The following is a 23,997-nucleotide window of genomic DNA, read 5'->3' as shown; positions in this document are numbered from 1 at the left end:
TTATTGCAGGTATTAGTAAAATACCAAAAAAAATTACATTATTTTTGTATTAAGTAAAAATATGAAATTTATTGGTTTTACGCTGCTGTTATGTTGCTTAATGGGTGCTGCAAAGGCCCAAACAGCTACGCCTGCACCCGTAACTCTTGGCAAAAATGATACCATCAAAACAGCGATGACCAACCTTGATGGTGAGCTTGTACCATGGATAGTTGAGCCGGAGGTTAGAATTGTAGATACCCGTATTTTTGCGAGCGAGGCCGATAGGCTAAACTACCGCCGTTTGCGTTATAATGTAATGAAAGTACTGCCCTACGCACGTTTTGCAGGGCAAAGGTACCGCCAGTTACAGCGCGACCTTGCCGTTACTGCCGACAGGAAAAAACAAAAAGAACTGGTAAGCACCTGCGAGGGTGAAATAAAAAACCTGTTCAATAAAGAAATAAAAAACCTGACAATTAGTCAGGGAGAGGTTTTAATTAAGCTTATTGACCGCGAAACCGGGCAAACCAGCTTTGCTATGGTTAAAGAATTAAAAGGCGGCTTTAAGGCTTTCATGTTCCAGTCGGTAGCCAGCATATTTGGTCATAATCTCAAAGAAACCTACGACCCTGAAGAACAGAAGGATATCGAAGCCATATTAAACCAGGCCGGATATAATTCATACAGCAATTAGTTTAATGGATAACAAAAGCATTTACCAGTTTAACGTTAAAAAGTTAAACGGTGAAGAGATCAGTCTTTCCGAATATAAAAACAAGGTTCTTTTAATTGTAAACACGGCATCGCAATGCGGCTTTACACCTCAGCTAAAAGAATTGGCAGCTTTAAAAACTCAGCTTGCCGGCAAGGACTTTGAAATTCTTGCATTCCCTTCAAATGATTTTGGCGGCCAGGAACCTTTAGATGGCGAAGCTATTGCTGTTTTTTGTGAAGCCAATGGAGCAAATTATCCCATATTTGAAAAAATAAGGGTACGTGGCCCATATGCCGACCCATTGTATCAATTTTTTGCCGATAAAAAGGAGAATGGTAATGTACGTTCGGTTCCGCGCTGGAATTTTCATAAATTCTTGATTGATAAGAATGGGTATGTAGTTGATTTTTACTACCCTTTCACCAAACCTAACTCCTCAAAAATCAGGCGAAAGATTGACCGCCTGCTGACAGCGGCATTTAACCAATGAATTATTTTTGCGCATGCTTAAATTAGATATATTAGTTTTATCGGTACATCCTGATGATGCTGAATTAGGTTGTTCAGGTACAATTTTAAAACATATTGCCCTTGGCTATAAAGTTGGTATTGTTGACCTTACCCGCGGCGAGTTGGGTACCCGCGGCTCGGCCGAGATCCGTAAACAGGAAGCCGCCGCCGCCGCCGAAATATTAGGTTTAGCCGTACGTGAAAACCTTGGCCTGCCCGATGCCTTTTTTGAAAATACCCGCGAACACCAGGTAAAGGTTATTGAAGCCATCCGCAAATTTCGTCCTTCCATTGTAATAACCAATGCTTACCATGACCGCCACCCCGATCATGGCCGGGCAAATGAACTTGTTGAAGCCTCGGCATTTTTAGCTGGCCTTCGCAAAATAGAAACATTTGATATTGATGGCACACCACAAGAGGCCTGGCGGCCAGACATGGTGCTGCATTTTATACAGGATAATTATATTACTCCTGATATATTAATTGATGTAACCGAACATTGGGATAAAAAAATAGAGAGTATTAATGCCTACGGATCACAGTTTTATAACCCGAGCTGGGAAGATGAGCCTCAAACCTATATTTCAACATCCAATTTTATTGAAATAGTAACCGGCCGGGCACGCGAGTTTGGCAAAAGCATCCAGGTAAAATACGCCGAGGGCTTTACAAGCAGAAAAATTTTAGGGGTAGATAATTTATTTAACCTTAAATAATATTTATATTTAACTATAAGTTATATATAATAAATTTCACCCTAAAATAAACAGGGAGCCTGAAAATCAGGCTCCCTGTTTATTTTAGCAAGTATGATGATACTTATGCTTTAATATATTCAAAGCGATTGTTTTCATTGCTCCGCTCCCTTCTGAGCTTATTTTCATTAGCTAATTTTAAGAGGATCCCTGAAAGTTCAGATGTTTTAAAATCAGAATCATACTGTTCTTTACAGTAATTGGCAATTGATGAAATAGACCGCTGACTATCAAAGAAATCTGTATTTAGCAATTGATTAAGTATTTTGGTAGCGCCGGGCTTTTTACGTCCTGAAACACCTCCGCCTTCATCTTCAACGCGTAATTTCCTTACTTTTTTACCAAACATTTCAACACCCTCGGCATCTACTTTCTCCGATTCGATCATAACTTCCAGTAAACGGTCAATTATTCGAACCTGCACAGCTTCAGATTTGAATGAGTTTACAACCTCGGCAACTTCAACCAGTTGTTTCTTTAATTTCTCTATGTGTTTGCTCATGGTGCTTGAAATAGAACTACGTTACTTTAATAGGGTTGCAACAAATCTAATCGGAATAATAACAAAAAATATAGCGTATTTTGGAAAAAAAGTAGCGTATATTAATATCTTTCCATTTTTGCAAATAATAGATGTCGATTTTACCTTATTAAATATTAGTTAATTTCATCCGTTTCATGAGCGGATTTAGCTGTAGCCGGGATTAATTTTCTTTATTTATTGTATTATAAAGTGACCGAAAGCTGTTCAAGCATATCAAGGCCTATATCAATGTGGCTTTTTTCAATGATCAGCGCCGGACGGAAACGCACACTCCTTTCGCCGCAGCCAAGGTACATAATATTATTTTCAAAACCTTTTTTAATAAAGCTGTCCCTTATTGCTTTGTCCGGAAAATCAAAGGCTGTAAGCAATCCTTTCCCCCGCACATTACTGATAACCGTGTGCCGTTCGGCAATTTCACTCAAGCCGTTTTGCAGGTACTCTCCCATCAGTGCTGCATTATCACAAAGGTTATCTTCCTCAATAATCTCCATTATTTTTGACGAGCGTACCATATCAACCAAGCTGCCCCCCCAGGTTGAGTTTATGCGCGATGATACTTTAAATACATTATCTTCAACCTCATCAATGCGCCTGCCGGCCAATATGCCGCAAACCTGCATCTTCTTGCCAAAAGCTATGATATCCGGGCGCGCCTTTTCACCAAAATGCTCATGACACCAGAATTTTCCGGTTAAACCAACACCTGTTTGCACCTCATCATATACCAGCAATGCCTCGTACTCATCGGCAAGCTCACGCAGTTTTTCCAAAAACTCCTTGCGTACATGGTTATCGCCTCCTTCTGATTGTACAGGCTCAATAATTATGGCGCATATATCATCCTTATTATCTTCAAATGCTTTTCTGATTTGTGCCACCGATAATTGCTCCCTCCTTAGCAGGTCTTCATGATTGGCATCGCTATAAGGAAAATTCATATAGGGTACAGACACCCGCGGCCAGTCAAACTTGGCAAACCACTTGGTTTTATTTGGTAGCGTGTTGGTAAGGCTCAATGTATAGCCCGAGCGACCGTGAAATGCATGCTCAAAGTGCAATACTTTAAAACCTTTTTCTTTAGTATAACCCCTGGCAAAGTTTTTCTGCACTTTCCAGTCCATAGCTACTTTCAGCGCGTTTTCAATAGCCAGTGCGCCACCCGCAATAAAAAAAGCGTGCGGCAGGTATTCGGGGATCCCTATCCTGTCAAACGTTTCAACAAACTGGGCGTATTGCGTTGTATAGATATCTGAATTTGACGGGTTGGTTAAAGCCGCAAGCATGAGGTTTTTCTTAAACTCTTCATCATTCAGCATTTTGGGATGGTTATAGCCCAGGGGCACCGAAGCAAAGCAGGTAAAAAAGTCAAGCAGCGTACGGTTATATTTTGCATCATAAATATAAACACCCTTACTTTTTTCCATATCAAAAGTGAGGTCGAATCCATCGGCCAGTACATGCTTTTGAAGCGACGCCTGGACATCCTGCGGAGAAACAAGTAGGTTGTACATATTAATTGGGTTTATTACAAATTTAGTAAAAACCGCCTAAAATCAAAATTTAAGCGGTTTTTGAACCGATTGGCAAAAAAGTAACTTTAAATTGTTTAAAGTTACTTTTTGTACCAAACTTAAAACCGGTACACCCGTTTCCATCACGATATTCATAAAAAAATGCAGCTCAAATTTACATTTACCGCCCGGTTAACAACTAAATTCCTCATCCGCCAACCTGAATTGTACCGGCATAATTTAATAAACGTTTCTTTTTAATTAATTTGGCATAGGTTGATTATTTTAATATTAAATTAGTACCAGATACAACCAAAGGGGATATTTATAACCATGGGAGAAGAACCATTATCTGCCAGCCACTCAAAACCGGTCCCAAAAGTAACATTTAACAATAGTGCCGACTGGGACTTGTTTGAAGACCTGCCCGTTGCAGTTTATACCTGCGATAAAGAGGGTTATATAACCTCTTTTAACAAAGCGGCGGTAACGCTTTGGGGCAAAACGCCTGAAGCTAATAAAGACAAGTGGTATGTAAACTGGGAGATATTTACCTCCGACGGTATACTGTTAGCTCCCGATGAAACACCAACGGGTAAAGTATTAAAATATGGCAGGGCTATAAAGCAGCAGGAAATACTTATTAAACGTCCCGATGGAAGTGTAAGCTATATATTATCCAACCCTAAGCCCCGTTTCAATGAAAAGGGCGAACTGGCAGGCGCCGCCAATACCCTGATAGATATTACCGAACAAAAAAATGCCGAGTCAAAGCAAGGGATGCTGGCCTCTATCATTGAATCATCAGAAGATGCTATTGTAAGTAAAAACCTTAATGGTATAATTACCAGCTGGAACGGCGCGGCCCAACGTTTATTTGGTTATACCGAAGATGAGATCATAGGCAAACATATCACGGTTTTAATACCGGAAGACCGTTATGATGAGGAAGAAATGATCATTAATAAAATACGGGCTAACGAACGGATAGAACATTTTGAAACCATACGTAAAACAAAAAGCGGCGAGGAAATACAAATTTCGCTTACCATATCTCCCATAAGAAACAACAACAATAAGGTAATAGGGGCTTCAAAAATAATCCGCGATATAGGCAGGCAAAAAAAATCAGAAGAAAGATTACAACAGTATGCCGAACGCCTGGAGATTTTAAACTCCATAGGACAGGTTATTTCGGCCGAGTTGGATATTCAAAATATCCTGCAAAAAGTTACCGATGCCACCACCCAGTTGTGCGGCGCACAGTTTGGCGCTTTTTTTCACAACCAGGTTAACGAGCAGGGCGAATCATATATGCTGTTCACGCTTTCGGGCGCGCCGCGTGAGGCATTTGAAAAATTTGGCATGCCGCGTAATACGGCAGTCTTTCACCCTACTTTCAGTGGTGAGGGAACGGTAAGGGTTGATGATATAACCAAAGACCCACGCTACGGAAAAAATGCACCACATTTTGGCCAGCCTAAAGGGCACCTGCCGGTAGTAAGCTACCTCGCTGTTCCGGTAAGGGGCAAATCGGGCGAGGTGATTGGCGGGTTATTTTTTGGGCACGAACAACCGGCCAGGTTTACCAGGGAGCACGAGCAACTTGTTTTGGCTGTTGCCGCCCAGGCCGCGGTAGCACTTGATAACGCCAAGCTTTATGAAAATATTAAAGAGCTTAATGAAAAAAAGGATGAATTTATAGGGCTTGCAAGCCATGAGCTAAAAACACCGGTCACCAGTTTAAAGGGCTACCTCCAAATCATAGCCCGTAACCTCCCTCCGGATGATAAAAGCAAAGTACTGGCCAACAGGGCATTGGAACAGGTAGGCAAATTAACCATCCTGATATCAGACTTGCTTGATGTTACCAAAATCCAGACCGGTAAACTGCCTTTTACTTATGCTGATTTTGATGTGATCAAACTGCTTACCGAATTGAGAGAGATCCTGCAACAAACCGGCCCCTCCCATCAGCTCCTTTTAAATTTACCTGCCGGGGAATTAATTATCCATGCCGATAGCCAGCGTATTGAGCAGGTTGTCATTAACCTGGTAACCAACGCCGTTAAATATTCGCCAAAGGCAGATAAAGTGATCATCGAGGCCCTTGTTATCAATAATAAATTTAGGGTATCGGTACAGGATTTTGGCATCGGCATCCAGCCCGATCAACTGGAACGGGTATTTTCACGTTTTTATCGCGTTGAGAACCTCGCCTCTCACATGTCGGGATTAGGAATTGGCTTGTATATTTGCCAGGAAATTGTTAACCGTCACCAGGGCAGGCTTTGGGTTGAAAGCACTTACGGCGAAGGGTCAACCTTCCATTTTGAGATCCCGATAAACACGAATGACCTGCATGACGCCTAACAATTAGAACGAATTACACGAATTAACCTGATTTGTGTAAATTCAAACTGATTAACTTAATTACTGCTATCTAACTTTAATTCGCAAAAATTCGAACACATTCGTGTAATTAGTGTTGATTAAACTTTTCTTTCATTCCCAACAGGCCCCAAATCCCCCCGCTGTGAATTGCCAGGATTTTACTGCCGGGTTTAAAATGCCCTTTGCTTATTAAATCATATAGGGCATACATCATTTTGCCGGTATATACAGGTTCTATCAATATCCCTGTTGCAGCAACAAATTGTTTAATGAAACTGATGAGCTCGTCATTCGCTTTGCCATAACCGCCAAAGTGGTAATCGGTATGTATGTTATATCCTGCCGGGGTCGTTAAAAACCGGTCTATCTCCTCTTTAATAAAACCACCGTTTTTAAATACCGGCACCGCGTTGAATTTTGTTTTAAGCTGATGACCATTTAATCCGTTAATGATACCCGCCGCTGTTGTACCGGTACCGCAGGCACAAAAAATGTGGTCGTAGGTTTCGGTTAGTTCGTTAACCAGTTCGCTGCAGCCTTTGGCCCCTTCGGCAGATGCGCCGCCTTCATCAATAAAAAAAGCCTGTTCATCATTGCCAAAATATTGATTGAACAGGGCCGGTTTATCACGATAGCTGTCGCGGTCAGTAAATTGGAGGTTCATACCATGCAGGCGGCATAAAAACAAGGTATCGTTATCAACCTCCTCGCCGCGCACTATGCCTGTAGCTTTAAAGCCAAACTTTGCGGCAGCCGCGGCTGTGGCCATCAGGTGGTTGGAGTAAGCGCCACCAAAGGTTACAAGATGTGCCTTCCCTTTAGTTTGCGCCTGTTTCAGTAAATATTTAAGCTTACGCCATTTATTGCCCGATATCATGGGGTGGATCAGGTCATCACGCTTGATGAAAACTTTAAGGCCGTAGTCATCAAACAGGGGGTTACTGACTTGCTGTACCGGGCTAAAAATTTCAAGCTCAATGTTCATAAAATAATACGGCGTTAATGCTATTGCAATATTACGTTTAACCTACCATAAAAAACGATTACTTTTGCGCCTCAAATGGCACACGAACCCGAACTTATTGAGCAGGAAGAACAGGACTTGTATGAGCACTTACGCGTAGTGGTTGACAAGGGCCAGTCGCTTTTGCGGATTGATAAATTTTTGATGCACCGCGTGGAGAATGCTTCGCGCAATCGTATTCAAAATGCCATTGAGCTGGGCAATGTGCTCGTGAACGATAAAACCATCAAATCGAGCTATAAAGTAAAACCGCTTGATGTGATCTCGGTAGTGCTGCCACACCCTCCGCGCGATACGGAAGTATATCCTGAAAACATCCCCATCAATATTATTTATGAGGATGATGATGTATTGGTGGTTGATAAGGAAGCCGGTATGGTGGTACATCCCGGTTATAACAATTATACGGGCACACTGGTTAATGCGCTGGTTTACCATTTTCAGCAATTGCCAACCCTGCCGGGCAACGATGGCAGGCCAGGGTTGGTACACCGCATTGACAAGGATACCTCAGGCCTGCTGCTTATCAGCAAAAATGAGCGTGCCATGAACTGGCTGGCTAAGCAGTTTTTTGAGCATACCATCACTCGTAAATATATAGCGCTTGCCTGGGGCGATTTACCGGAAGACGGCACCATTACCGGCTATATTGGCCGCAGTGTGGCCGACAGGCGGGTAATGTCGATATATGATGATCCTGAAAAAGGAAAATGGTCGGTAACGCATTATAAAGTTTTAGAGCGAATGGGCTACGTTACCCTGATTGAATGCCAACTGGAAACGGGCCGTACCCATCAGATCAGGGCACATATGAAGCATATCGGTCACCCCCTGTTTAGCGACGCCACTTACGGCGGTGATAAAATTTTAAAGGGCACCATGTTCAGCAAGTACAAGCAGTTTGTTGAAAATTGTTTTGAGCTGATGCCGCGGCAAGCCCTGCACGCACAAACGCTGGGCTTTTTACATCCTACGTTAAAAAAGCAGGTGCATTTTGAATCGCCGCTGCCGGCTGATTTTGAGGCCGTACTTGCAAAATGGCGAAAGTACAGCGATACAGATACGAAATAACAGACGTTAGATAGAAGAGCAACAATACCCGGTAATTATTAACAACACGATCAAATTATAATATCTACCCGTCCCATGATGCCCGTATTCATCAATTTTAACGGCGAATATCTCCCTCAAAACACTCCATTGCTTACCATTGGCAACAGGGGCTTTAAATATGGCGATGGCCTGTTTGAAAGCATGCGGTTAATGAAAGGAAAATTAAAATTTGCCGAACTGCATGCCGACCGCCTTCAGCGGGGCATGAAATCTCTTAAAATTGATGGTTATTCGCAAATGGATACCTGGTTCCTGAACGAAATAGTTAGTGAGCTTGCCCGCAGGAATAAAGTTAAACACGGCAGGTTACGCCTTACCGTCTACCGCGATGCCGAAGGCTTGTATACCCCTACTCAAAATAAAATGGGTTATTGCCTGGAGTTAACCCCATCAGAGGAGCCCCGGTATTTTTTGAATGAGAAGGGCCTGATCATGGATGTGTTTACGGAACTACCCAAACCGTCCAACTATCTGTCGAACATTAAAACATGCAACTCGCTTATTTATGTAATGGCGGGTTTGTACAAAACTCAAAACAAGCTGGATGATGTTTTTCTGTTGAACCAAAGCGGTAACCTGTGCGAAGCCAGCAGTTCCAATATTTTCATCAATTATCAAAACCATTTATATACCCCGGCGCTAAGCGAGGGCTGCGTTGAAGGTGTAATGCGCCAGGTAGTGATCAAACTGGCAAAGGAAAACAAAATTGATATCACCGAAGCCCAGATCAACCCTGATATTTTATACGAGGCCGATGAAGTATTTTTAACCAACGCCACCCGCGGTATCCAAACCGTTATGGGTTTTGGGGTAAGGCGCTACTTTAATCAGTACAGCAAGATATTGATGGATGAGTTGAATAAACTATAAGTTGAACATATTTTACATCATTTCGCCGTACAGCAAGGGCAAAGCGCCGGATTGAGGAGAAATGCTATACCTCACGTACCGGAAGATCAGGTTTTCAGCTTTAGAGGCATTCAGCTTTAAGCTTTTTTATGATCCTATCGCCTTGCGGTAATTCCGAAGTGCCCTGATGATCGTCATTACAATTTCGTGCTGCCCTTCGTCCGAATTAAGGTACTCTTCCTCTTCCGGGTTATTAATGAAACCGGTTTCTATCAATACAGCAGGCATAGCGCTATGGGCCAGCACCAATACCCCCTGTTCTTTCACACCATTACTTTCGCGGCCATCTACCCCGGTAAACTCATCATCAAGCAGATCACCAAAACGGATACTTTGCTTACGGTATTTCTGTATATAAGCATTCAGTACGATCATATTTGAAGGATCGCTTTCATCATAGCTTTCGTAGTTCTGCTTGTAATCCTTTTCCTGGAAAATAGAAGCATTTTCGCGTATGGCCTCTTCCTGCTCCTTAAGGCGGTGGAAACCGTATACCAGCATCAGTACCCCTTTTTGCTTATGTGCACGTGCGGCAGTGCCCTCGGGCGATGAATTGCAATGAATGGAAATAAACAGGTTGCCATGGTTTTGATTAGCAATAGCCGAGCGGTGGTTTAGCGGGATAAAGGTATCATCGGTACGGGTAAGGATAGCGTTAACATCGGTAATGGCCGTATCAAGCGCTGCCTTGAGCTTCAGGGCTATTGACAGTGTTACATTTTTCTCAAACGAATGTGAACCACGCGCCCCGGCATCCTTGCCGCCATGCCCGGCATCAATAACAACCGTTTTAAACCTAAAAGTTGTAACAGCAGGTATAGTATCTTTTTGCTGCGCGAATGAATTTTGAAACAGGAATAACAGGATGATCATCCCGGGCAAAGCGATGTATTTCATTTTTTCACCGCCTTTTTACTGCACCTGGGGCATAAGCCATGAGCATACAGGGTAAAGCCATGCGACTCAAAGCCCGCTGGAAGATCTATCACCGGCAGGTTCATATCATTAAGGCAATATACATTTTTGCACTGGGTACAATTAAAATGCAGGTGTTCGTCATGGTGGTCATGCTCATTACAGCTCGCCGAGCAAAGGGCATAATTTGCCGTACCGTTTAAATCAAATACTTTATGGATGATCCCTTTTTCTTCAAAAGCATTGAGGATCCGGTAAAGGGTAACCCTGTCGATATCATGCATCAGGCTCTCCAGGTCGGGCTGCGAGGTAGCCGAATGTCTTGACGACATCATGGATAAAACCCGCAGCCTGGGCGCGGTTTTTTTCAGGTGATGCTTATCAAGCAGGTGCTCAAAATGATGTATATCGCGGGTTTGTGTCATGTATTAATCGGGTAATAATTATAAGGCCGCTAATTTAATAATGGTACGTATAATATGCGCCATTAGTTGCCGGCTTTTATAACGGTATTTTTTATTGGCTTAGTATGATGGTTTGATACAGCCAAGGCACCATGCTTTTCATGGTTACAAGCCGGACTCAAAAAGCAGTTGAACAGCAAAAACGCATAAAAGAATTTCCTGTGGCGCTTATCCATTACTCAACCTTTTTAAGTTTATATGTTTTATGATTATGATTGCAGGCACCGGTATACCTATAATTTACATAATGCGCGGCGGCTATCAGCAAGCCTCCAACAGGAACTATCATAGCCTCGGATTTTCCTGTTATTGTAAACGCGTGCCCTCCCATGATGATAACAAAACCTGATACAAGCATAAATAGTGGAACTGAACGGCGATGCGTACGCCAGTAGGATAAGCCTATAGAATACACTCCTATAACCAGGGCGAAAATGATCATCCCCCACTCTACCCAGGCGTTAGCCAAAAAACCAAGGCCCACCAGGGGCAAACTCGTAAACAGCAAAGGCACTACTGCACAATGGATAGCACAAAGCGTTGAAGCGGTGATACCAATATTATCCAGCCGGGGTGAAAGCTTTTGAAAATCCATGCCGCAAATATAAACAAGTTAATGCAACACAATTGCATTTGTTTTCACTATCCATATTTGAGTTTATTAAATTAACAAATACCTGACAATTACTTAATATTAATCAGCAAACTGTATTTTTGCAGGCTTTATAAAAAAACACAGATTGAATTTAGCCTCCATTTATCATATAAAACAGCTTTGGCAGAGCGCCTACAATACCCGGGCCAGCAGGCTCAAGTTACTGGGTGCCACTATAGTCATAGTCATCATCATTAACATGTTACCGTCTTTTTTTAAGTATATCGAAAAAAGGCAGGACGGGGCTGTACTTAATGATTGGGTATTGGCCCATTTACCCTCTTACGATCTCTCAGTCCCTATTTTTATACTTATCTGGAGCATGGGCCTGCTCATGATGTGGCGGGCGCTTTATAACCCGAGGATATGTATCACTTATATCTGGACACTGAATTTTGTATGTATTGCCCGGTTTATCACTATCGGCCTGGTCAAGCTCAATCCGCCAATGGGCCTTGTCCCGCTTATTGACCCAAGCACAAGCGTTTTTTACGGGCATACGTTTATCACCAAAGACCTGTTTTTTTCGGGCCATACAGCAACCATGGTGCTCGTGTACCTGCACCTGCAAAAGCGCACAGATAAACTGATCGCATTAATTTGCGCGATAGTATTGGTTGTATTACTGTTGATACAGCATATTCATTACACTATTGATGTAGTGGCCGCGCCGTTTTTTGTATATGGTTGCTGGAGATTGGTTAAATGGCTGGGGCTGGAATGATAACTTTTTTAATCCGTCTTCACTCCCATCCATCCACCAAATGCATGCTGTCTTTTAAATCACTGTACAGCTTTTTAAATACCGGGAACATTTTGCTGTATACTTCATGATTTTTAGTATTTGGTTCGATAAAATCCTGCTGTTCAACACGGGTAAGCGCGCCATAACTTTCAGGATATAATATCCGTGCAGCGAGATAAATAGCGCCGAGCGCTGATGAATCTTCAGACTGAAGCACTGCGAGCCTTTTCCCGGTGATATCTGCCAGTACCTGTGTCCATACTGCTGAGCTGGTAAAACCACCACTGATATTGACTTGTGTAATCCCGCCCGATGCATCTTCCAATGTTTTAAGCACATCATTCAGCGCAAAGCAAATGCCTTCAAGCCCCGCACGTAAAAAGTGCGACCGGGTATGTGCCGGTTTGATATTAAAAAATGTGCCGCAGGCTTTGGTATCCCAGAGCGGGGCGCGTTCACCGTACAGGTAGGGTAAAAATATAAGCCCGTTGCTGCCGGCAGGTATAGTTGCTATCTCATTAAACAAAGCGTCATAATCAGCCGCGGTAAGGTTATCCTTTTGCAAAAAGTTTTTGAGCAGCCAGTTTACCGCTATACCTCCGTTATTTACTGCTCCGCCGCATACATAAGTCTGCTCATCAAGCAGGTAATTAAAAACCATGGCTTCGTAATTGTAAACTGGCTTCGGGCTGGTAATGCGTACCGCGCCGCTGGTGCCTATAGTAAGCGCCGCTACATCCGGGCCGGTAGTGTGGCTGCCTAAATTGGCACATGCACCATCACTTGCCCCTATAACAAAAGGGGTAACGGCATTTATCCCGGTTAATGCAGCTACTTCAGGCCTGATATTGTTACGGTGATAAGTGGTATTAACCGGGGCTGATAATTTTGAAGCAGTAATACCGGTGAGTGTAAGAGCCTCATCATTCCATTCTTTGGTTACAATATTAAACAATCCTGCAGCCGACGCAATGGAATAATCAACCTCAAAAACACCAAAAAGCCTGAACCAGATAAACTCCTTTATCGAAATGAATTTATGGGCGGCTTCAAAGATGTTACTTTGATTATCACGCAGCCACAACAACTTATTTAGGGGCGACATGGCATGAATAGCTGTGCCGCAGTTATGATAAAGGCGTTCACCTTTTTCTGTTGCACGCAATGCCTGCGCGATGCTCTCGCTCCGCGCATCTGCCCAGGTCATCATAGGCAGCAGCGCTTCGCCATGCTCATCAACCGGAATAATACTATGCATGGCGCTGCTCAGGCTCACGGCCTGCGGAACGGCTCCCAATTGGGCAGTAATACCGGCAAGGCATTTTACAAAAGCGTCCCAAATCAACAGCGGATCCTGTTCGCTGTAACCGGGTTCAGGGCTATTAATGGGATAATGATTGGATACTGTACCTAATGGTTCGCCCGTTAAACTCACCGCTACGGCCTTTGTACTGCCGGTGCCAATATCAATACCTAAAATATATGCCTGCATAGAGATGTATTTGATTGCCAAAATAATAAAGAGAACCGGGATTTGGGGGGATTTTTAGGATTATGGGATTTCTTTAACAGTTTAACATAAAATCAGCTCATCAAAATTCTGTCTATTCCAGCAAATCCCAAAAACCCCGGTTCAGACAAAAATCCTATCTATTCCATAGACCCACCCCAAATCCCCGTTCAGACAAATTCCTTCACATCCATGACAGCAAAGGACAGTTCCGGCATTTAAATTATCTACATTAGCCTTACCAATATAAACCAATCAGAGAATATGCAAGTAATTTTAGGGGTCATCTTCCATTTTATCGGTGGCTTTGCTTCGGGGAGCTTTTACATCCCCTACAAAAAAATAAAAGGCTGGGCCTGGGAAAGCTACTGGATAGTAGGCGGCATTTTTTCATGGCTCATTGTACCACCGCTGGCAGCATGGCTTACTATTCCCGGCTTTGCCGACATTATAAGCCATACAGCTACTGCTACCCTTGGCTGGACGTACCTTATGGGATTGCTGTGGGGCATTGGCGGTTTAACATATGGATTAGGGGTACGTTACTTAGGAGTATCGCTGGGTAGTACCATCATACTGGGCTTATGCTCGGTTTTTGGATCGATAATTCCATCGGTTTATTATGACCTTTTCCCGAAAGAAGGGAAAGATACCTTTACGCTGATGCTGCACACCCAATGGGGGCAGATGGTTTTATTGGGCATTGTGCTTTGTGTAGTGGGTATTATTATATGCGGTAAAGCAGGTATGATGAAAGAGAAAGAACTCTCGGCCGATAAAACCATAGCCCAGGAAAATAAGGATTACCGCTTTGGCTTAGGTATACTGGTGGCGGTAGTTTCGGGGATCCTGAGCGCTTGTTTCAACTTCGGTATTGAAGCCGGGAAACCAATGGCCGATACAGCTAACCAGATCTGGCAGGCGGCGCATCCGGGCCAAGGCAATTTCCTGTTTTCAAACAACGTAACCTATATTATTATACTATGGGGTGGCTTAACCACTAACTTTATATGGTGTATGGTGCTAAATGCCCGCAACAAAACGTTTGATAATTATACCGATAAAAAAACACCGCTGCTTAAAAACTACCTGTTTGCGGCACTGGCCGGCACAACCTGGTTTTTACAGTTCTTTTTTTACGGTATGGGCGAAAGTAAAATGGGTAATGGCGCCAGCTCCTGGATCCTGCACATGGCTTTCATTATCCTGATTGCTAATACGTGGGGCCTGGTACTTAAAGAGTGGAAAGGCGTAAGTAAAAAAGCATTCGCAACGGTAATAGCCGGTATAGCAGTAATTGTAATATCGGTACTGGTTGTGGGATATGGGAATAAGATAAAACCCGAAAAACCGACGGTAAAAGCCGAGCTAAATAAGCCAACGATAAAAACAAATCAATAATTCATTAACTCAATAATTCAACAATTAAAATATATGTCGTCGAAAACAACTGAATTTAAACACGTAAGCTATTTGTGGGATGAAGCAAAAGCCGCCGAACTGGCGGGCGATGAAGTAGCCCTGCTCATATACCGCTCCAACCTTTTGGGTGCCGATTTGCGCCTTACCAACTATGGTGGCGGTAACACCTCATGCAAGTTGATGAGTAAAGACCCGCTTACCGGCAATGATGTTGAGGTAATGTGGATCAAAGGCTCGGGCGGTGACATTGGTACGCTGAAAAAGAGCGGCTTGGCTGCCCTTTATGTTGATCGCCTTCGTAGCCTGAAAAACATTTATCGCGGGGTTGAATTTGAAGATGAAATGGTTGAGTTGTTTAATCACTGCATCTACGATCTTAACTCAAAAGCGCCATCTATTGATACGCCGCTTCACGGCTTCCTGCCATTCAAACACATCGATCACCTGCACCCTGATGCTGCCATCGCCATCGCGGCAGCAAAAGATGGTAAAAAAATAACCCGGGAGCTTTTTAACGGCACCATCGGCTGGGTTGAATGGAAAAAACCAGGCTTTGAGCTTGGCCTGCAATTAAAACAGTGCCTTGACGAAAATCCGGGCATCCGTGGTATTATGCTGGGCTCGCATGGTTTATTCACCTGGGGCGATACAGCTTACGAAAGCTACATGAACACGCTTGAGGTTATTGAGCGCTGTGCCGAATATCTTGAAGAAAACTACGGAAAAAAAGGCCCTGTTTTCGGTGGTCAAAAAGTTGAAAGTTTGGACGAGACCAGCCGTAAAAAACAGGCGGCTGCCCTTGCACCTATACTACGTGGTTTTTGTTCAAGCTACAGGCACATGGTTGGTCACTTTACGGATGATGCCCGCGTACTGGAATTTATTAACTCCAATGATCTTGACCGTTTGGCTCCTTTGGGTACCAGCTGCCCCGATCACTTCCTGCGTACAAAGATCAGTCCGCTGGTGCTTGACCTTGCACCGGGCGAAGACCTGAGCGATGTTACCGCGTTAAAAGCACGTTTGGCTCCTGCCTTTGAGGCTTACCGCCAAATGTATACTGATTATTACAATACCTGTAAGCATGATAACAGTCCGGCTATCAGGGATACCAACCCGGTGATCATCCTGTATCCGGGGGTAGGCTTGTTCTCGTTTTCAAAAGATAAACAAACCGCCCGCGTTGCCGCCGAGTTTTATACCAATGCCATCAACGTAATGAAGGGTGCTGAGGCGATTTCTGAATATACTTCGTTGCCACGCCAGGAAGCTTTTGATATTGAATACTGGTTATTGGAAGAAGCCAAATTACAGCGCATGCCTAAGCCAAAAGCCCTTTCAGGCAAAATTGCCCTGATCACCGGCAGCGCTGGTGGTATAGGTAAAGCTATCGCCAAAAAATTTGTTGATGAAGGCGCCGTAGTTATTCTGAATGACATGAACGCCGAGCGCCTGGAAGGTGCAGGCGAGGAGTTCAAAAAGCAATACGGCAAAGATTCATACACAACTGCCGTACTTGACGTAACCAAAGCCGATCAGATCAACGAAGCGCTTGAAATTGCTGCTTTAGCTTTCGGCGGCGTTGATATTGTGGTGAACAACGCCGGCTTGTCTATCTCTAAATCAATTGCCGACCATACTGAAAAAGACTGGGACTTATTGTACGATGTATTGGTTAAAGGCCAGTTCTTCATTACCCAGGCGGCAGTTGCTGTGATGAAAAAACAAGACATTGGCGGCGACATTATCAACATTGTAAGTAAAAACGCCTTAGTAAGCGGACCGAACAACGCCGGCTACGGCTCGGCAAAATCGGCCCAGTTACACTTGAGCAGGTTAAACGCTGCCGAGCTTGGCACCGACAAGATCCGCGTAAACGTAGTTAACCCCGATGCAGTAATCAGCGACAGCAACATTTGGGCCGGCGGATGGGCCGAAGGCCGTGCTAAAGCTTACGGCGTTACCGTAGATGAACTGCCAGCGTACTACGCAAAACGTACTTTATTAAACGAGGTGATTTTACCTGCCGATATAGCTAATGCCTGCTTTGCCTTTACAGGCGGCCTGCTTAACAAATCAACCGGTAACGTGTTGAATGTTGATGGCGGCGTGGCGATGGCGTTTGTGCGGTAGTTAGTTCATGGTTGATAGATCATGGTTCATGGTCATCGCTTAAGGGCTAGCCTTCCTTAATAAAAATAAAACCAATGTCATTGCGAGTGATAGCGTGGCAATCGCACGGAAGCATGGCCGCAATGCGTAGCCACTCTGTATAGCATGCGATTGCTTCGTTCCTCGCAATGACATATTTATAAATTTTGCAAGTTCAAGCGTCAAACTTGAACTTGCTTTATAACCAATACCAATTATGCAGTTAGAAAAATATAAAATTGATGAAGCCAATCATCAACAGCTGAATGATCATCAACGCAAATTCGATTTTGTTGCCGGTGATGTGAAAAATCTGGATACCATCCTGCAAAAATTAACTGATTTTAATATTGCTATACCAAGCTGGGCTTTAGGTACCGGCGGTACCCGTTTCGGCAGGTTTTCGGGCGGTGGTGAACCCCGCAGCCTGGAAGAAAAAATTGAAGACGTGGGTTTGATCCACGCACTTAACCGTAGCAGTAACTCGATTTCGCTGCACATTCCCTGGGATATCCCATCCAATGCCTCAGCTATCAAAGCCCATGCAGCACAATTGGGTTTGCATTTTGACGCGGTTAACTCTAATACCTTCCAGGATCAGCCCAACCAGGAATTGAGCTACAAATACGGCTCATTGCACCATGTAGATAAAGCGGTACGTAAACAAGCTGTTGCTCACAATATTGAGGTGATCAAATACGGCGTTGAGCTTGATTCCAAAGCATTGTCTGTTTGGCTATCGGACGGATCAAACTTCCCCGGGCAGTTAAACATGCGCGGCGCGTTTGAACGCACTTTAGAAAGCTTACAGGAAATTTATGAGGCCTTGCCTGATGACTGGAAAGTTTGGGTAGAGTACAAACCTTATGAGCCTAACTTCTATTCAACCACTATTGGCGATTGGGGGCAATCATACCTGTTATCATCAAAACTGGGACAAAAAGCACAAACATTAGTTGATCTTGGTCACCACTTACAGGGGGTAAACATTGAGCAGATAGTTTCATTACTGCTGATGGAAGGCAAGCTGGCCGGTTTCCACTTTAACGATTCAAAATATGGTGATGATGACCTTACCGTTGGCAGCATCAACCCATACCAGTTGTTCCTCATCTTTAACGAACTGGTTGAAGGTATGGATGCCCGCGGCATGGCACACGCTACATCCATTGGCTGGATGATCGATGCTTCACACAATGTAAAAGACCCGATTGAAGACCTGTTACAATCAGTAGAAGCCATTAAGATAGCCTATGCACAGGCATTGTTAGTAGATACTCCAGCATTGGTACAGGCACAACAGGATAATGATGTAGTACTTGCCCAGGAAATATTGCAGCAGGCTTACCGCACCGACGTCCGTTCATTACTGGCCGAAGCACGTTTAAGGGCAGGCGGTGCGCTAAACCCGCTGGCAGTTTACAGGCAGCAAACTATCAGGCAGCAACTGATAAACGAACGAGGAGCAAAAGCAGTATCAACCGGATTGTAAGCCTATGGAGCCGATACCTGTTATAGCCGTTTTTGATGTGGGTAAAACCAATAAGAAGCTGTTCCTGTTCGATGAGAACTACAGGATAGTTTTTGAACGCACAGCCCGCTTCCTGGAAACTCACGACGAAGATGGCGATGCATGTGAAAACCTCGACAGCCTCAGGCTATCGGTGTTTGACTCATTGCGCGAAATTTTTAAGCATAAGGAGTTTGATCTTAAAGCGGTCAATTTTTCAACGTATGGAGCCAGCTTTGTGTATGTTGATGAACATGGCAAACCGCTTACCCCACTGTATAATTACCTCAAACCATATCCGCCTGAACTGGGCAGGCAGTTTTATGAAAACTATGGCGATGAAGCCAGGTTTGCTTTAGAGACCGCCTCGCCCGTTCTGGGCAATCTTAACTCTGGGTTACAGTTGTACAGGCTTAAATATGAGCAACCCGAAGTATTTAAGCGGGTGAAGTATGCCCTGCATTTGCCGCAATACATGAGCTATCTTATCAGCGGGCAAATGGTGAGCGACTTAACCAGTATCGGCTGCCACACTGCCCTTTGGGATTTTGCTAAGAACACCTATCACAACTGGCTTAATAATGAAGGGATCCTGCCCAAAATGGCGCCTCTGCATCCTGCAGACAGCGTGCTTCCGGCCGAGTTTCCGGGCAGCACTTATAAGGTTGGTATTGGGTTGCACGATAGTTCAGCAGCGCTGATCCCTTACCTCGTGAGCTTTAATATGCCCTTTGTGCTGATCTCTACGGGTACCTGGTCAATCAGTCTTAACCCTTTTAACCAAACACCACTTACGGCTGATGAACTGAAGCATGATTGTCTTAATTACCTGCAATATAAAGGCAGCCCGGTAAAAGCCTCACGCTTGTTTACGGGTTATGAATATGAGCAGCAGGTAAAAAGAATAGCCACCCACTTTAACCAGGACGAGATCAGGTACCGTACCATAAATTATGATCCGGCCATCGCGGCCCGGTTAAATAATCAGCCGTCATTACAGGCAAATGAAAATGACGGCCAGTTACAGAAATCGGCATTTGAGCAGCGCGACATAAACAGTTTTGCTGATGATATTGAAGCTTATCACCAACTCATGATTGATATTGTTACCCAGCAAACCATCTCAACCAATTATGTTTTAAACGGCTGTACGGTAAAGCGCATTTTTGTAGATGGCGGCTTTAGTAAAAACAGTGTTTTCATGCACCTACTGGCGCTGGCCTTCCCTCATTTGGAAGTTTACGCCGCGTCGATGGCGCAGGCAACTGCCGTAGGTACGGCATTGGCTATTCATCATGCCTGGAATACCAAAACACTGCCGCATGACCTGATCGAGCTAAAATATTATTCGGGGGTGCAGAGCGAGGTATGTTAAAACTATGAAGAGATCCGGTTATCAACCGGATTTTTTTATTTTAGGCCAATTAATCCAAAGCCCTCGTCATGAAAAAATTAGCGCTGTTTCTGTTATTGCTCAACTTTTTATTTGTTGCCAACGCGCAGCAAACCAAACGCAAAAAAGCCATCATTGTGCTTACATATGATGACGGGCTAACTTCGCAGCTAAACATTGCCATTCCGCAGCTGGATTCGGCACACCTTACCGCCACCTTTTTTTTAACCGGAAACATGACCGAAGCTTCGTTACCCCGCTGGCGCCAGACAGGTGAAAAAGGTTACGAACTGGCTAACCATACTTTGTACCATCCCTGCCTGATAAACATAAAAACTAATCCTGCCGACAATTCGGCCAATTATACCCCATATATCATGGTGCGCGAAATAAAGGAAATGAACACCCTGCTTTTTGCCCTTGATGGTAAAACCGGCAGTCGCACTTATGCCTACCCCTGCACTGAACTTGAAGTTGGCGGCGTGAACTATGTTGATACCCTGCGTAAAGCAGGCCTCGCAAAATACGCCCGTATAGGCGGCGGACCGGATGCTGTGATCACTGATTTTAAAAACCTCGACCCGTTAAAAGTGCCCTCATGGGGCGTAACAGGCAACCCGGTAACCGGCGATGCCCTGATAGATTTTGTAAAGAAAGTACAACAAAGCGGTGGAATGGGCATCTTCATGTTTCATGGCGTAGGCGGCGATTATTTGGTTACACCCGCAGATGCGCACAGGAAGCTGTTAGCATATTTAAAGGCACACCGAAACGAAATTGAAGTTACAACTTTTATGAAAGCCATGGATGAGGTGATGGCCGCTAAATAGTTTTATAAAAGCTAAAAGCAGAAGGCTAAAAGCTTAAAGCCAAATTACTATATATAAAAATTAAGCTATCAGGCTAACGAGATCTGATATAACAAGCTCATCTTTAATAATGCGTTCATGACCGGGGCCCTGGTATACTTTGGTTTCAACTTCGGGATGAGTGACAAGGAAGTTTTCCAGAAATGCGAAGGGTGCAACTTTATCTTCCGGATCATAGGCTAACCAATGTTTCCGGACCAAGCCGGCAGGATATAAATTATGAAGTGTAAAATCCGAAGCCTCCATATCAAACAATGCCTCAAAATCAGTAAAGAATTGATCCTGTAAACCAGGAGCTACATCGGCCGCGTTCAGGCTGGCTATAAAATTCTCTTTCAGATTAATAAGCGGGGCAATGCTGATGAGCAAGCCAGGTTTAATAGCTGTTTCCTTAATAGCGATGGCATTGGCCATTGCCCCTAACGAGTGACCGATAAGCACATCGGGCGCGCCAAAGGTTTTGATTACCGTAGTCGCAGCTTTAGCAAAGAGCAAGAGGTTTGACAGCTCCCCTTCCGAGCTGCCATTACCCGGCGCATCAAAAGCGGTTACCTGCACATCATTAATATTTTTTAAAGCCGTAATGAGCTCGGCAAAGTCGGCGGCTTTTGAGCCCCAGCCGTGGGTAATAAGTATTTTGCGCTTCCCCTCCCCCCAGGTAAACCCATTGAACTTTAAAGCAGATTTGGCAAAATGAGGATCGTCTACTTCAAGCGTAAATGCTTTGGCTTCGTCAAGCAATTGCTGCTGTTGCAAGCGGACCGGCATTTTGGGCGAATAACAGATCAATTGCCATAGCAAGTTAACCATACCAGGCGCTTCGGCGCCATTAAGAGATTTTACCTGGTTAAATACCGTTTTTAACTTTTTCATAAGCGAGGCAGGATTTCGCCGGCAAAATAAGCAAAAGCGCCTTTAAAATATACCAATAGGTATTTTATTTACATTGTCCCGACGAAGTCCTGCATTCCAATTGTAACAAAACGCATGTCCCAAATTTTTGATTCTCCATAAAAATTTAAAAATCCTCCCGGCGTTCTTTTTCCGGAAAACTGGAGTGTTCCAAATTCTGAATGTAAAAACGCGGGACACCTTTTTTATGAAACACGTTGACGTTCAATACTTTAATCATTTACCTGAAACATTATTAAAATACTGATAATCAACACTTAAAACTATAAAGAGTTCAAAACGAGCCTTTCTCGAAAGATTAAAAACGACGGCATTTAAAAGTGAATTTTTGCTGATTTTTAGGATTTTTTTGAGAAAAAACCAAATGGCGGCTTTACCTGTCTTGCATACTGACAATGTAGCGACACCATTTTTATGTTCTGTTTTTCGGATCGTTTTTTGCGCCGGAATACGCAGGATTTTCTGCCTGTGGCCGGGAGCGTGGACGCTCTATCCATGACCATGTTCAGGCGTGGACGCCATAACCATTACCTAAGGGATTAATTTAGCGTAAGCGCTTTAAAATCCCCTCTTGAGAGTAATAGCCCGTGATTAGACAGTGCCGGGAAATGACATGCCGTACAGTTGACTCACCCGATCTGCGCTACGCTGGACCACCCTCTCTTTGCCTTTGGCGGAAAGAGGGTAAAGAAAAAATACAGATAAATCCCTCTCTTTACGCTTGCGTAGAGAGGGGTGACAAGCGCAGCGATGTCGGGGTGAGTAGACTTGGCGGTTAATTCTTTAATTATGTTAATTCAGGGGCTATTACTCTTGAGAGGGGGTGCAGTAGGAAAAAGCGGGAGCAGGGGTGTGTTATACAAGTGATAAACTGCACGTAGAATAACACACCCCTCCGCCCCTCTCAAGAGGGGAATCGCACATTCCCCCACTTTTGAAGAGTTTTTTTCTTAGGTTACGGTTCTGGGCGTGGGCGCCTAAACCCACATAAAAATAAAACTTCTGCTTCAGGGGGCTGGTGACACTATTTCCCTCTGCCTAACCAAAGCAGCGAATTGATGATCAGCTTATCAACATCGGCATTTTCAAAAGTTTGAGAAAGCTCTTTGTTGGTGCCCCTGTCATAGTCCATATCGTTATGACCGATGTTGAAATAAACCATGCGGTAATTTTTATTAGTCCAGGCTACGGGGTAGTAACCGCTATGCCAGATCTCGTGTTGCTTTGGACCGGTGCCTAAGGGAAAACTTGTTGAATCAACGGCCAGCAGGATATCGATATCCGGATTTTTACGAAGATCGTGTTCCCAGCGGTACCATTCGTTAGGGTTTGTTTTAAAAGTGATGGGCAGGCCTTTGGTTACCGGATGATTAGCATCCTCAACTCTTAAAATGGCCGAAGTTGGGTGCCAGGTATTGCTCACATATTGTCCCGAACCGAGGAACTCGTTATGGTACCAGTCCCAGTTTTGCGGAAAGTCCGAGGGCGTAAGCGCGAAGGCCGAAAAATGAAACCCCATCCAGGCGCCGCCCTTTGTCATATACTGTTCAAAAGCTGCACGCTGCTCGGGGCTATCAGTGCGGGTATCTAAAAATATTACTACCTGGTATTTGGCCAAAAACTCAGGGTTCATGTTAGCCCAGTTGTTGGTGCTGTCGTAGGTAAAATTGTACTTTTTAGCCATTTTAGGAAACCAGCGATTGGCCTCGTGCACAAAGCTGATATGCGCCAAATCGCTCCGGCCGGTGTAAAAGGCTATTACTTTGAATTTTTTGTGGCTTTGGGCGTTGGTGCTTATGGCTGTAAAAACTGCCATAATGAAAACGACAGCAAGCAGCATGGCCCTGTTGATCAGATTTCGGTTGATGTTCATATCCCTGCGTTTATAATTGTGCTTATAAAACTAATGGATTTGATTTTATGATGATGGAGAAATGGTGTGATGAGAGGTAATGTAGGGGCGATTAGATGTGGTGTTATCACCAACA

21 protein-coding genes are annotated in these 23,997 nt (G+C 44.0%); 12 read left to right on the top strand and 9 right to left on the bottom strand.

The genetic code is table 11. From position 1 onward, the window contains the following. The first annotated feature begins 61 nt into the window (after positions 1-61). From ACP26M_RS01250 to bshB1, 3 genes are read left to right on the top strand one after another with little or no spacing between them, the layout of a single operon-like run. Positions 62-676: a DUF4294 domain-containing protein gene (locus tag ACP26M_RS01250; protein WP_091175285.1), complete on the top strand. Its 615-nt coding sequence runs from the start codon at positions 62-64 to the stop codon at positions 674-676. 4 nt (positions 677-680) lie between these two features. Then, the gene (locus ACP26M_RS01245) at positions 681-1,187 is read left to right on the top strand and encodes a glutathione peroxidase (RefSeq protein WP_090528159.1); all 507 of its coding nucleotides are present in this window, start codon (positions 681-683) and stop codon (positions 1,185-1,187) included. Positions 1,188-1,200: 13 nt separating this feature from the next. Further along, positions 1,201-1,926: a bacillithiol biosynthesis deacetylase BshB1 gene (gene bshB1, locus ACP26M_RS01240; RefSeq protein WP_176628936.1), complete on the top strand. Its 726-nt coding sequence runs from the start codon at positions 1,201-1,203 to the stop codon at positions 1,924-1,926. A gap of 103 nt (positions 1,927-2,029) precedes the next feature. Here the strand turns inward: bshB1 and ACP26M_RS01235 are convergent, their stop codons facing one another. Together ACP26M_RS01235 and lat are read right to left on the bottom strand one after the other, a co-directional pair. Next, complete coding sequence (locus ACP26M_RS01235) at positions 2,030-2,467, bottom strand: hypothetical protein (RefSeq protein ID WP_090528165.1); 438 nt, start codon at positions 2,465-2,467, stop codon at positions 2,030-2,032. A 224-nt stretch (positions 2,468-2,691) separates the two neighbouring features. After that, positions 2,692-4,023 (bottom strand): L-lysine 6-transaminase, encoded by a 1,332-nt coding sequence (gene lat, locus ACP26M_RS01230; RefSeq protein ID WP_426585435.1) that lies wholly within the window; start codon positions 4,021-4,023, stop codon positions 2,692-2,694. A 333-nt stretch (positions 4,024-4,356) separates the two neighbouring features. On the opposite strand from lat, the gene ACP26M_RS01225 reads away from it, so the two are divergent. Continuing rightward, positions 4,357-6,396, top strand: coding sequence for a PAS domain S-box protein (locus tag ACP26M_RS01225; protein WP_426585433.1), 2,040 nt, complete (start codon positions 4,357-4,359; stop codon positions 6,394-6,396). Between the two features lie 109 nt (positions 6,397-6,505). On the opposite strand, the gene ACP26M_RS01220 is transcribed toward ACP26M_RS01225, so the two are convergent. Next, positions 6,506-7,402, bottom strand: coding sequence for a 1-aminocyclopropane-1-carboxylate deaminase/D-cysteine desulfhydrase (locus ACP26M_RS01220; RefSeq protein WP_426585431.1), 897 nt, complete (start codon positions 7,400-7,402; stop codon positions 6,506-6,508). A gap of 75 nt (positions 7,403-7,477) precedes the next feature. On the opposite strand from ACP26M_RS01220, the gene ACP26M_RS01215 reads away from it, so the two are divergent. Together ACP26M_RS01215 and ACP26M_RS01210 are read left to right on the top strand one after the other, a co-directional pair. Then, a complete protein-coding gene (locus ACP26M_RS01215; RefSeq protein ID WP_426585429.1) occupies positions 7,478-8,512 on the top strand; it encodes an RluA family pseudouridine synthase in 1,035 nt (344 codons plus the stop codon). A gap of 75 nt (positions 8,513-8,587) precedes the next feature. Continuing rightward, positions 8,588-9,424, top strand: a complete 837-nt coding sequence (locus ACP26M_RS01210; RefSeq protein WP_426585427.1) for an aminotransferase class IV — start codon at positions 8,588-8,590, stop codon at positions 9,422-9,424. 126 nt (positions 9,425-9,550) lie between these two features. Here the strand turns inward: ACP26M_RS01210 and ACP26M_RS01205 are convergent, their stop codons facing one another. The 3 genes from ACP26M_RS01205 to ACP26M_RS01195 form a co-directional block, all read right to left on the bottom strand. Further along, on the bottom strand, positions 9,551-10,360 hold the full coding sequence (locus ACP26M_RS01205) for an N-acetylmuramoyl-L-alanine amidase family protein (protein ID WP_426585425.1): 810 nt from the start codon (positions 10,358-10,360) through the stop codon (positions 9,551-9,553). After that, positions 10,357-10,803, bottom strand: coding sequence for a Fur family transcriptional regulator (locus ACP26M_RS01200; protein WP_426585423.1), 447 nt, complete (start codon positions 10,801-10,803; stop codon positions 10,357-10,359). The genes ACP26M_RS01205 and ACP26M_RS01200 overlap by 4 nt, the downstream gene beginning before the upstream one ends. A 214-nt stretch (positions 10,804-11,017) precedes the next feature. Beyond that, positions 11,018-11,437: a MerC domain-containing protein gene (locus ACP26M_RS01195; RefSeq protein WP_426585421.1), complete on the bottom strand. Its 420-nt coding sequence runs from the start codon at positions 11,435-11,437 to the stop codon at positions 11,018-11,020. A 259-nt stretch (positions 11,438-11,696) separates the two neighbouring features. Here ACP26M_RS01195 and ACP26M_RS01190 point away from each other — a divergent pair, with 259 nt between their 5' ends. Further along, on the top strand, positions 11,697-12,221 hold the full coding sequence (locus tag ACP26M_RS01190; protein WP_426585419.1) for a phosphatase PAP2-related protein: 525 nt from the start codon (positions 11,697-11,699) through the stop codon (positions 12,219-12,221). A 19-nt stretch (positions 12,222-12,240) separates the two neighbouring features. Here ACP26M_RS01190 and ACP26M_RS01185 read toward each other — a convergent pair whose 3' ends face one another. Continuing rightward, positions 12,241-13,734 carry a gluconokinase gene (locus ACP26M_RS01185; protein WP_426585417.1) on the bottom strand — a complete coding sequence of 498 codons (1,494 nt, stop codon included), beginning with the start codon at positions 13,732-13,734 and terminating at the stop codon, positions 12,241-12,243. A 282-nt stretch (positions 13,735-14,016) separates the two neighbouring features. Between ACP26M_RS01185 and rhaT the strand changes: the two genes are divergently transcribed. From rhaT to ACP26M_RS01160, 5 genes are all read left to right on the top strand, one after another. Then, positions 14,017-15,153 (top strand): L-rhamnose/proton symporter RhaT, encoded by a 1,137-nt coding sequence (gene rhaT / locus ACP26M_RS01180; RefSeq protein WP_426585415.1) that lies wholly within the window; start codon positions 14,017-14,019, stop codon positions 15,151-15,153. A gap of 33 nt (positions 15,154-15,186) precedes the next feature. After that, on the top strand, positions 15,187-17,307 hold the full coding sequence (locus ACP26M_RS01175; RefSeq protein WP_426585413.1) for a bifunctional aldolase/short-chain dehydrogenase: 2,121 nt from the start codon (positions 15,187-15,189) through the stop codon (positions 17,305-17,307). A gap of 235 nt (positions 17,308-17,542) precedes the next feature. Continuing rightward, positions 17,543-18,817, top strand: a complete 1,275-nt coding sequence (locus ACP26M_RS01170; protein WP_426585409.1) for a sugar isomerase — start codon at positions 17,543-17,545, stop codon at positions 18,815-18,817. Between the two features lie 4 nt (positions 18,818-18,821). Beyond that, positions 18,822-20,210, top strand: a complete 1,389-nt coding sequence (locus tag ACP26M_RS01165) for an FGGY-family carbohydrate kinase (protein WP_426585407.1) — start codon at positions 18,822-18,824, stop codon at positions 20,208-20,210. A gap of 68 nt (positions 20,211-20,278) precedes the next feature. Then, positions 20,279-21,058, top strand: a complete 780-nt coding sequence (locus tag ACP26M_RS01160) for a polysaccharide deacetylase family protein (RefSeq protein WP_426585405.1) — start codon at positions 20,279-20,281, stop codon at positions 21,056-21,058. A 60-nt stretch (positions 21,059-21,118) separates the two neighbouring features. Here the strand turns inward: ACP26M_RS01160 and ACP26M_RS01155 are convergent, their stop codons facing one another. Both ACP26M_RS01155 and ACP26M_RS01150 read right to left on the bottom strand, forming a co-directional pair. Next, positions 21,119-21,970 (bottom strand): alpha/beta hydrolase, encoded by an 852-nt coding sequence (locus ACP26M_RS01155; protein ID WP_426585403.1) that lies wholly within the window; start codon positions 21,968-21,970, stop codon positions 21,119-21,121. Positions 21,971-23,033: 1,063 nt separating this feature from the next. Then, positions 23,034-23,882, bottom strand: coding sequence for a ThuA domain-containing protein (locus ACP26M_RS01150; RefSeq protein WP_426585401.1), 849 nt, complete (start codon positions 23,880-23,882; stop codon positions 23,034-23,036). Positions 23,883-23,997: the final 115 nt, after the last annotated feature.

It is taken from the genome of Mucilaginibacter sp. R-33, from assembly GCF_049949235.1.
Taxonomy (GTDB): domain Bacteria; phylum Bacteroidota; class Bacteroidia; order Sphingobacteriales; family Sphingobacteriaceae; genus Mucilaginibacter.
Note: the sequence above shows the minus strand (reverse complement) of the source record. Positions and strands in the feature narration are given on the sequence as shown.

Excerpts from the sequence above, each read along its gene's own strand:
- ACP26M_RS01250 (WP_091175285.1), top strand. The coding sequence starts at position 62 with ATGAAATTTATTGGTTTTACGCTGCTGTTATGTTGCTTAATGGGTGCT.
- ACP26M_RS01245 (WP_090528159.1), top strand. The coding sequence starts at position 681 with ATGGATAACAAAAGCATTTACCAGTTTAACGTTAAAAAGTTAAACGGT.
- bshB1 (WP_176628936.1), top strand. The coding sequence starts at position 1,201 with ATGCTTAAATTAGATATATTAGTTTTATCGGTACATCCTGATGATGCT.
- ACP26M_RS01235 (WP_090528165.1), bottom strand. The coding sequence starts at position 2,467 with ATGAGCAAACACATAGAGAAATTAAAGAAACAACTGGTTGAAGTTGCC.
- lat (WP_426585435.1), bottom strand. The coding sequence starts at position 4,023 with ATGTACAACCTACTTGTTTCTCCGCAGGATGTCCAGGCGTCGCTTCAA.
- ACP26M_RS01225 (WP_426585433.1), top strand. The coding sequence starts at position 4,357 with ATGGGAGAAGAACCATTATCTGCCAGCCACTCAAAACCGGTCCCAAAA.
- ACP26M_RS01220 (WP_426585431.1), bottom strand. The coding sequence starts at position 7,402 with ATGAACATTGAGCTTGAAATTTTTAGCCCGGTACAGCAAGTCAGTAAC.
- ACP26M_RS01215 (WP_426585429.1), top strand. The coding sequence starts at position 7,478 with ATGGCACACGAACCCGAACTTATTGAGCAGGAAGAACAGGACTTGTAT.
- ACP26M_RS01210 (WP_426585427.1), top strand. The coding sequence starts at position 8,588 with ATGATGCCCGTATTCATCAATTTTAACGGCGAATATCTCCCTCAAAAC.
- ACP26M_RS01205 (WP_426585425.1), bottom strand. The coding sequence starts at position 10,360 with ATGAAATACATCGCTTTGCCCGGGATGATCATCCTGTTATTCCTGTTT.
- ACP26M_RS01200 (WP_426585423.1), bottom strand. The coding sequence starts at position 10,803 with ATGACACAAACCCGCGATATACATCATTTTGAGCACCTGCTTGATAAG.
- ACP26M_RS01195 (WP_426585421.1), bottom strand. The coding sequence starts at position 11,437 with ATGGATTTTCAAAAGCTTTCACCCCGGCTGGATAATATTGGTATCACC.
- ACP26M_RS01190 (WP_426585419.1), top strand. The coding sequence starts at position 11,697 with ATGTTACCGTCTTTTTTTAAGTATATCGAAAAAAGGCAGGACGGGGCT.
- ACP26M_RS01185 (WP_426585417.1), bottom strand. The coding sequence starts at position 13,734 with ATGCAGGCATATATTTTAGGTATTGATATTGGCACCGGCAGTACAAAG.
- rhaT (WP_426585415.1), top strand. The coding sequence starts at position 14,017 with ATGCAAGTAATTTTAGGGGTCATCTTCCATTTTATCGGTGGCTTTGCT.
- ACP26M_RS01175 (WP_426585413.1), top strand. The coding sequence starts at position 15,187 with ATGTCGTCGAAAACAACTGAATTTAAACACGTAAGCTATTTGTGGGAT.
- ACP26M_RS01170 (WP_426585409.1), top strand. The coding sequence starts at position 17,543 with ATGCAGTTAGAAAAATATAAAATTGATGAAGCCAATCATCAACAGCTG.
- ACP26M_RS01165 (WP_426585407.1), top strand. The coding sequence starts at position 18,822 with ATGGAGCCGATACCTGTTATAGCCGTTTTTGATGTGGGTAAAACCAAT.
- ACP26M_RS01160 (WP_426585405.1), top strand. The coding sequence starts at position 20,279 with ATGAAAAAATTAGCGCTGTTTCTGTTATTGCTCAACTTTTTATTTGTT.
- ACP26M_RS01155 (WP_426585403.1), bottom strand. The coding sequence starts at position 21,970 with ATGAAAAAGTTAAAAACGGTATTTAACCAGGTAAAATCTCTTAATGGC.
- ACP26M_RS01150 (WP_426585401.1), bottom strand. The coding sequence starts at position 23,882 with ATGAACATCAACCGAAATCTGATCAACAGGGCCATGCTGCTTGCTGTC.